General features: G+C 50.3%; 1 protein-coding gene. It reads right to left on the bottom strand.

Annotated features, from left to right (window positions below):
• Positions 1 to 69: 69 nt before the first annotated feature.
• Positions 70 to 948, bottom strand: coding sequence for a transposase (locus ACKWB9_RS15630; protein WP_414003944.1), 879 nt, complete (start codon positions 946 to 948; stop codon positions 70 to 72).
• Positions 949 to 1,124 lie beyond the last annotated feature (176 nt).

The following is a 1,124-nucleotide window of genomic DNA, read 5'->3' as shown; positions in this document are numbered from 1 at the left end:
TTAGGGATGTTCAGGAATAGGGATAGGTATTCCATTGTAGGTTTGGTTTTTTGTGCTCTTTGTTTTTGATCAAGCTGCTTTTTGCGCTTGATTTTGGATCCGTTGTCCTATTTTGAGTGCATTGGAAGTGTGTATCCCGAAAAATATCCAGAGGGTCCCGGTCTTTTTGTTGCGTGCCTTTATTTTTTTCAGGAGAAAGTGCTCCTTGTCGGTACCGAAGCTACCCTCCAATCTTGTTGCCCTTTCCTTGGTTATCATTGCAGCAAGCAATCGATATTGGCCGTGGTACTTTGTTTTCCTTCCCTTTCTCTTGAAGTCGGTCTTGATATCTTGGGCGGTGATGAACCTTCTGTTTTTATTCGTGGCGTAGATGGCATCCGCTCCCAGGATCGTGGTCTTGGTCTTGAAGAGGCCCTGGGCGAGGTATACCGTTGATCTCAATCGAGTTCCCTCGTTGAAGGCATCAAAGCTCAGGTACTCGATGAAGCTGATCCCGTCCACTTGGAGTTTATTGACCTTTGCCCCGAACTCGACGGACTTGGCTTCCTTTCCCCTGACAATGGGACGTATGTACGGTCTGTCGAGGCTTACGATGCGGCCCTTGGGTCTTTCCCCCTTGTAAAAAAGTTGCGACTGTTGCCTTAGTATGGTGGCCGTTGCCCTTCGCCTTTTTTCCCGCTCGGCGGTATAGTTTATCGAATGTTCTTTTTCCATGTCCGACAATATAGGGTGTATCTTGCCCAATAGCCTGATCAGGCCCCTTGTCAGGCTACGCTTTTGTTTCTTCGACGGCCGTCTCGATCTGCTATAGCTTGCATAGCGTTTGGCCCATTTGTTGAACTTGGTACGGGGCAAGGCCGACCGTAATACCCTGCAATGGGACCTGAGCAACCGATAGTTCCACTCCACGGTCTCCCAGAGCAGCTTGATGTCCGTGGGAAAGCGCATGTCGCTCTCGTAACAGGTGGCGTCCATCAAGATCCTGCCCAGCTCCGACATGTAGGGCGCCCATTTTTCGGCAAGTACTTGTTGCGCCTTGTTGATATTGAGCTTTGCCGCCAGTTCCGAGCGGATCTCGCTGACGATCTTGTAGTTGGAGATCGGTGGGCCCACGGGGATGACAA

The organism is Maribacter spongiae (genome assembly GCF_047345125.1).
Lineage (GTDB): Bacteria > Bacteroidota > Bacteroidia > Flavobacteriales > Flavobacteriaceae > Maribacter.
The sequence above is the reverse complement of the archived record's forward strand: the minus strand, read 5'-3'. Positions and strand labels throughout refer to the sequence as shown.

Excerpts from the sequence above, each read along its gene's own strand:
- ACKWB9_RS15630 (WP_414003944.1), bottom strand. The coding sequence starts at position 948 with ATGCGCTTTCCCACGGACATCAAGCTGCTCTGGGAGACCGTGGAGTGG.